Genomic DNA, 6,440 nt, shown 5'->3' with positions numbered 1-6,440 from the left:
GACGCCGCCACCAGGCCCGCGCACGCTGGTTCCACCAACGCACCCGACTGAACCGCGACTACGCCCTGGTCAGCTAACAAATGGCGGCTGCCGTAGTAGGCGAGGCCCTCGATGCCCTTGATCTCCTGCGCGGTGACGAAGTGAAGGAACGGCATGTCCTCCTCGCAGGTGCCACGGTCGAACTCGCGTTGAGCCCTGCTCATCGCTCGGTGGAAACCGCTCATGTCGTGCAGGGTGGCGTACGTGCTTGCGGCACGTAGGTGCAGCAGCGTGGCCAGTCGTGGGGTGCCCCATCCGGCGGAGGATCGGAGTGCCGCTTCGACGGCGTGCAGCGCCTCGCCCGGCCGGGTCTGGCAGGTCAGCAGCGCGAGGTAGGCGAACGCGCGTACCTCCATCCGTGGGTCGTCGCAGAAGCGGGCTCTGGTGATCGCGTCATTGAGGTAGGCCCTGGCCTCCGCGCGGCGGTTCGCGTCGACGGTGAGCCAGGCGGTTTCTATGGCCAGGTCGGCAAGGGTGGCCTGGAGGGCTTCGCCGACGCCCCGACTGTAGGTGGCCTTCGCTGCCCATTCCGACAGCTGGGCGTGTACCCGAATGGCGATGTCGCAGAGCTGGTTGGCGCCCACTGCCGCGTCGGCGCGACGAAACTCGTCCACCAGGGAGCTGACCGCTCGCACGTGTTCCATGCCGATGTTCCGGGCCGCGTTGCCAGGTGCGGCGAGCATGGCGAGGGAACCGGTCGCGGCGATGCCCGCGAGTGCAGCGAGGGCATGGAACTGCCGGCGGTCCGTGGTGCCACCCCCTTGGTTCGGTGACGAGGTGCCGGCACTGGCCAGTGCCGGCGGGGTACTGAGTCCGGCGCATTCCACCGATCCGGCGTCGTGCCCCGCAACTCTGCTCGATCGGGTGGGGAGGCTGAACCACAGAAAGCGGGGCGGGACCCGAAGCACCTGTGCCCAGTGGGCCAGTCGATCCATGTGCATGATCGGCGGCCCGTTCTCCACGCGGCTCAACTGCGCCTGCGTGATCCCCAGCCACCCCGCCACCACCGTCTGCGGCAGCGGCTGCCGCCCGTGGTACGGGTGGCACCGGTACGCCCGGATGACCCGCCCGAGGTGCCGCTCCGTCAGGGCCCATCGCACCGGCTCATGTTCCCAGAAGCTCGCCGGCACCACCGGCGGCGTGCTCAGCCTGTCCCGTTCGGCGGCCTGGCACGGCGCACAGCGCCCGCTGTCGTTGTCGCGGGCCAGGCGCGCGCCACATCGGGGGCAGTTCGCGTGTGTCACCGGCAACCTCGCCATGCGCAGGTGGCTCCGTCCATCTCGCCTTGTCGAGCCTATCCATTGAAGCCACTCCGTGGCGGTCCGATATACGCGCCGCGCATATCGACGATGCTCGCGCCGTCATCCGTCGCCGGACAGCCGGGCCGCAGTCTGGGCGCAGACCCCGCTCAACGGAAGGAGCGCCAATGCTGCTCACCGTCGACAAGACCCGCACCGGCCGTAGCCTCGTACCGGACGAGCTGTTCGACCGGCTGACCACCCGCATCGCCCACGACCACGCCGAGCTGGCCCCGGACCTGCCGGTCAGGGTCATGGACCAGGCGCTGGCCTTCCTCGGCGCGTGTGCCGTCACCGCCGAGCCGATCGGGCCGACCGACCTGGTGGACATCGGCTGGCACACCTTCATCCTCCACACCCACGACTACGCCGAGTTCTGCGACCACGTCGCCGGCCGTTTCATCCACCACCAGCCCGAGCCCGTTCCGGACGACAATCGCCCGTCCGCCCCGGAGCCGATCGGCACCCCGATCTCCCGGACGGTCGCCGCGATCACCGCCGCCGGCTTCACCCTCGACGCGCCGCTCTGGGCCGTTGGTGCCGCCGACTGCAGTTCAAAGTGCAACCAGTGCCACGCCGGCTGCCACGACAGCCCCAAGAAGTAGGCCGGTTGACCAGCGGTCCCGGGCATAGACTGCCCGGGACCGCACGCCGCCGGAAGGCCACCACATGCCACGCCGCCACTGGGAGGAACTTCCCGACGGGGTACGGCGTGACGTCGAGCAGCACACCGGCCCGATCCGCTCCGTGAGCACGATCCCGACCGGCGCCGCCAGCGACGTTGCCGTCACCCTCGACACCGCCGTTCGTCCCGTCTTCTGCAAAGGCGGTCAGGTCGATGGTCGGTTCGGCTGGCTCTACCGCAACGAGGCCCGAGTCAATCCGTGGCTGCCCACGGTGGCACCCCGTCTGCTCTGGACTGTCGAGCGCGACGGCTGGCTGCTCCTGGGGTTCGAACACGCCGCCGGTCGTCATCCCGAGTTGGCCCCGGGCTCACCCGACCTGATCCCGTTGGCGGTCCTTCTCGGTGACCTGGCGCGGCAGCTCACGCCGTGCCCTTCCGTCGCCGTGCCGTCCTTCGCCGACCGTTGGCGCACTCTCATCGCCCCCGAGCTGGTCGACGGCGACACCCTCCTGCACACCGACATGACGCCCCGGAACTTCCTGATCGAGAGCCGATCAGATCGTGATGTGGGGGAGACCCGGATCGTCCGGCTCGTCGACTGGTCCGGGCCCGCTCGCGGTGCCGCCTGGATCGACACCGCACTCCTGCTGCTGCGTCTGATCCGCGCCGGCCACCATCCGGCCGCCGCCGAGGAGTGGGGCCGGCAGGTACCCGCCTTCGCCGAGGCGCCCGAGCCTGCGGTGACGGCCTTCGCCGAGGCCCTGGTCGTGCTCTGGCAGCGCAAGCAGCAGGCCGCTCCGGCGCCCCACCATGGCCCGCTTCTCGACGCCGCCCGCCGCTGGGCCGCCCACCGGTCATGCCCGCATGGACGGGGCAGCTCGACAGCGTCGGCAGCGTAGAGGGCAGGCGCTGAATACGCGCCGGCCAGGCCGATGACCGCAACGGCCCAGGGCGCTCTACGTCCTGCACAGGGTCAGCCGGTTCGCACGCATGAGACCGGCCCGGCATCTGGAGTGCCAGGCGTGGGCCGATGAGTGAGCAGCCGTATGCGCACCGTGTATCGCCACCACGATCATCGCCGCATACCGAGTGCCGTGGCCAATGGTGAAGGTCGACGCATGGCCCGGGGCGGGTGCTGGCTCCGGAGCTGCGTCGACCCGAACGACGCAGCTCCGCTCCCGCCCGCCCCGGCGCCAATCCACCCGTTAGCAAGGGGCCCTTCCTCTACCGAATCCGTTAGCAAGGGCCCCCTCCTTACACATCTCCGGAGCCGGCATGCCCACCCTGCTCGATGACTTCCCGGTCCTTACCCCCGTCACCGACGAGGATCTCGCCACCGCCGTACGGGCGGTGCGCACCCACGTGCCGGAGAGCTGGCCGGAGGGCGAGCTGTGCCGCAGCGAACGCGTCCCCTACCCGTGCCGCCTCGCCCGCTGGGGCCGGGCCACCCTGGAAGCCGCCGGCTACACCGAAACCGAAGCCGGGGCCGAGGCCGAGCAGGGCGGCTGGGTGTGACCGGGCAGGAGGCGGTCGGCCAGTGGCTGCGGCTGGTGGTGGCGGACGCGGAGCTGTCGCCGTACCTCATCGGGGTCGACCTGGACCGGCTCGGCGCGCACCTGGCGGCGAGCCTCGCCGCGGCCCTCGAAGGCCAGCCAACCCCGGACCCGTGGCGCGGGCTCGGCCTGTCGGAGGCGCAGCACCGGCGGATCGTCGACTACCTGGCGGGCGTCCTGTGGGCGCTCGGCCTGCCGGACGACCGGGTCGCCCGCGCGCGGCGCGCCTTCGCCGGCGAGGTGGGCGCGTGAATCTCACCGCCGCGTGGGAGGCGGCCGTCGACAAGGGCGCCGACGACTTCTGGTGCACGCTGGAGGACGGCCGCCCCGGCCTGCTCCCCGAACGGGACGCGCCGCTGCTCTTCGCCGCGCTCGGCCGCCTGACCAGCGGCGGCGACGACCCCGCCGGGCGGGCGGCGCTGCTGGCGGTGCTCGGCCGCGCGTACCGCCGGCACGGCCTGTTGCCGCACGAGGCCGCCATCGGCGAAGCGCTGCTCGCCGCCGTCGCCCGGCAGGCCCGCCCACTGTGGACACCGGCGCTCGCCGATGCTTGGGAGCGCGCCGGCCGTCGCGCCGCCGAGGCCGTGCGCGACGCCGCCGCCCGCGCCGGCGACGGGCCGGCGTGGTGGCCCGCCGAGGTGATCGACCGCGACCGGCCGTGCGACACCGTCGCGATCCTGACCGTACGCCCCTGGCGGCGCCTGCCCCACCGGCCCGGCCAGGCGGTCCCGGTCTGCACGCCGCGCCGGCCCGGTCGCTGGCGCTGGCTTTCTCCGGCGAACGCCCCGCGCCCGGACGGCACCGTCGAGTTGCACGTCCGCGCCCTCGCCGCCGGCACCGTCTCCCACAGCCTCGTCCACGACGTACGCCCCGGCGAACCGCTCTGGCTCGGCCCGCCCTGCGACGCCGGCCTGTCCCTGGACCTGCCCCTGCGGAGAGATCTGCTGCTCGTCGCCGGTGGCACCGGCCTGGCGCCGCTGCGCGCCCTGGTCGAGCAGGTCGCCGCCGCGCCGGACGGCCGACGGGTCACCCTGGTCGTCGGCGTCCGCACCTTCGCGGACCTCTACGACGCGATCGCCCTCGACCGGCTCCAGCGTGCCCACGACTGGCTGACCGTCGTGCCCGCCTTCAGCCACGACCCCTGCGCCGAGCCGGCCGAGCAGGGCGACGCCCTCACCATCGCCCTCGACCACCACCATCCTGACCACGACGTGTACGTCTGCGGCCCGCCGCCGATGCTCGCCGGGGCGCGGCTGCGGCTGCTCGCCGCCGGGGTGCCCGCTGACCGCATCCACCTGCCGTCGGAGATGGCGCCCTGATGGCCGTCTACCGCAGCCGGCACGCCCAGCCCGGCCCGCTGACGCCGGACCGGATCCTCGGCGTCGCGCTGCCGCGCACGTCGCTCTGCCGGCGCGGCTACCGGGTCGACGAGGTCGACGCCCTGCTGCACCGCCTCGCCCACGAGCTGCGCGACCGCACCCGCCAACTCGACCTCACCCGCGCGGAGAACCACCGCATCAAGGAGGCGCTCCGCACCTGGCAGGGCCAGCACGCCGATGAACGGTCGCGGGCCCGGCAAGCCGTTCGATGAGCGGCCGACGTTTCGGAGGACGGCGGGGCGGCACGGTGGCCGGTAGCGTCCGGGGATGGCCGACAGCCCTCCCGATGACCTGCTCGACGGTTTCAGCCCCGCCCAGCCGTACACCAGGGAGGTGGCCGCTGAGGGACCCCGGGCGCTCGGCGTGCACGTGGTCCTCGACGGTGACGAGATCGTCTATGTCGGCAACACCACGAAGCAGCCGTTGCGCGACCGGCTGCGCCAGCACCTGACCGGCAACCGGGGCTCGTCGGCGCTGCACAAGAACGTCGGCCGGTGGCTCGACGAGCAGCTCGGTCGGGAGGCGTCGGCCGACGAGATCGCCGACTGGCTGGGCGGGTGCGAGGTCCGCTGGCGGGAGACCGACGACCCCGACGGGCTGAAAGACGCCCTGCTCCAGCGGGTGCGTCCCCGCTTCAACCGGCAGCTCCCCGGGCAGGGCCGAGGCGACGACGCACCAACCGGCGGCCCAGCGGACTGGATCTACCCGGTCAACGAGCGCGGCCCGCAGTGGGGCGACGACCGCAGCGTCTGGGAGTACTTCACCACCACGGAGGGCGTGGTCGACTGGCAGCTCGCCTCCAGCTACCACCAGATCGCCCCCGGCGACCGGATCTGGGCGTACGCCACCGAACCCATCGGCCGGCTTGTCGCCGGCGGAGTCGTCTGGGACGAGCCCTACCAGCAGACGGGCAGTGACAAGCCCGAGTGGCGGGTGCCCATCCGTTGGGACCACGAGCTGACCCGGTTCCTCCTGGCCGACGTGCACGCCGTCCCCGGTGTGCTGGCGACGTCCGTCCGGCGGGTGCGCGGCATGCGGCCGGAGGAGGCCGAGCGCCTCGCCGCCGTGCTGGACGGCCGCCGCGCGCCGGAGCCGGAAGGGCTGCCGGAGGGGCGTCGCCGGCGGCTCGCAGAGGTCACCGCCCGCCAGGGGCAGCCCGGCTTCCGGCGCCGGCTCATCGAGGCGTACGGGGGACGCTGCGCGATCACCGGCTGTGATACCGAGGTCGCCCTCCAGGCCGCCCACATCTCGCCGTACGACGGACCCGCCACGAACCGGGTGACCAACGGCCTGCTGCTCCGGGCCGACCTGCACAACCTCTTCGACCGCGGCGTGATCTGGGTCGATGAGCAGCTTCGCGTCCGGGTCAAGGCGGAGGCCGCGCACTACGCCGAATGGCACGGCGAGCGACTGCGCCCGCCGGCCCGTACGGCGGACCGTCCAGACGCCGCAGCGCTGCGCGCCCACCGCCGCGAGGTCGCCGGAATGCCCTGACAACCCTTGGCCCTACATCGAACCTCGTGAGACCGTCTACGTCGGAGCGTGT

8 protein-coding genes are annotated in these 6,440 nt (G+C 72.8%); 7 read left to right on the top strand and 1 reads right to left on the bottom strand.

The annotated features are described in order from the left end of the window. The coding region (locus tag AB0G14_RS30055; RefSeq protein WP_357703165.1) for a helix-turn-helix transcriptional regulator at window positions 1-1,172 on the bottom strand (1,172 nt) is incomplete at its 3' end. A gap of 293 nt (window positions 1,173-1,465) precedes the next feature. Here AB0G14_RS30055 and AB0G14_RS30050 point away from each other — a divergent pair. The 7 genes from AB0G14_RS30050 to AB0G14_RS30020 all read left to right on the top strand — a co-directional run bounded on the left by AB0G14_RS30050 (window position 1,466) and on the right by AB0G14_RS30020 (window position 6,388). Further along, window positions 1,466-1,942 (top strand): hypothetical protein, encoded by a 477-nt coding sequence (locus tag AB0G14_RS30050; RefSeq protein WP_357703163.1) that lies wholly within the window; start codon window positions 1,466-1,468, stop codon window positions 1,940-1,942. A 64-nt stretch (window positions 1,943-2,006) separates the two neighbouring features. Then, a complete protein-coding gene (locus AB0G14_RS30045; RefSeq protein WP_357703161.1) occupies window positions 2,007-2,861 on the top strand; it encodes a hypothetical protein in 855 nt (284 codons plus the stop codon). 376 nt (window positions 2,862-3,237) lie between these two features. Next, complete coding sequence (locus AB0G14_RS30040) at window positions 3,238-3,477, top strand: hypothetical protein (protein ID WP_357703159.1); 240 nt, start codon at window positions 3,238-3,240, stop codon at window positions 3,475-3,477. Beyond that, on the top strand, window positions 3,474-3,767 hold the full coding sequence (locus AB0G14_RS30035; protein ID WP_357703157.1) for a hypothetical protein: 294 nt from the start codon (window positions 3,474-3,476) through the stop codon (window positions 3,765-3,767). The genes AB0G14_RS30040 and AB0G14_RS30035 overlap by 4 nt, the downstream gene beginning before the upstream one ends. Then, the gene (locus AB0G14_RS30030) at window positions 3,764-4,834 is read left to right on the top strand and encodes an FAD-binding oxidoreductase (RefSeq protein WP_357703155.1); all 1,071 of its coding nucleotides are present in this window, start codon (window positions 3,764-3,766) and stop codon (window positions 4,832-4,834) included. The genes AB0G14_RS30035 and AB0G14_RS30030 overlap by 4 nt, the downstream gene beginning before the upstream one ends. Beyond that, on the top strand, window positions 4,834-5,106 hold the full coding sequence (locus AB0G14_RS30025; protein WP_357703153.1) for a DivIVA domain-containing protein: 273 nt from the start codon (window positions 4,834-4,836) through the stop codon (window positions 5,104-5,106). The genes AB0G14_RS30030 and AB0G14_RS30025 overlap by 1 nt, the downstream gene beginning before the upstream one ends. A gap of 55 nt (window positions 5,107-5,161) precedes the next feature. After that, complete coding sequence (locus tag AB0G14_RS30020) at window positions 5,162-6,388, top strand: HNH endonuclease (RefSeq protein ID WP_357703151.1); 1,227 nt, start codon at window positions 5,162-5,164, stop codon at window positions 6,386-6,388. Window positions 6,389-6,440: the final 52 nt, after the last annotated feature.

Source organism: Micromonospora sp. NPDC023814, from assembly GCF_040639595.1.
Classification (GTDB): domain Bacteria; phylum Actinomycetota; class Actinomycetes; order Mycobacteriales; family Micromonosporaceae; genus Micromonospora.
This window is presented reverse-complemented; position numbering and strand designations above follow the sequence as displayed.

Excerpts from the sequence above, each read along its gene's own strand:
- AB0G14_RS30045 (WP_357703161.1), top strand. The coding sequence starts at position 2,007 with ATGCCACGCCGCCACTGGGAGGAACTTCCCGACGGGGTACGGCGTGAC.
- AB0G14_RS30020 (WP_357703151.1), top strand. The coding sequence starts at position 5,162 with ATGGCCGACAGCCCTCCCGATGACCTGCTCGACGGTTTCAGCCCCGCC.
- AB0G14_RS30050 (WP_357703163.1), top strand. The coding sequence starts at position 1,466 with ATGCTGCTCACCGTCGACAAGACCCGCACCGGCCGTAGCCTCGTACCG.
- AB0G14_RS30040 (WP_357703159.1), top strand. The coding sequence starts at position 3,238 with ATGCCCACCCTGCTCGATGACTTCCCGGTCCTTACCCCCGTCACCGAC.
- AB0G14_RS30025 (WP_357703153.1), top strand. The coding sequence starts at position 4,834 with ATGGCCGTCTACCGCAGCCGGCACGCCCAGCCCGGCCCGCTGACGCCG.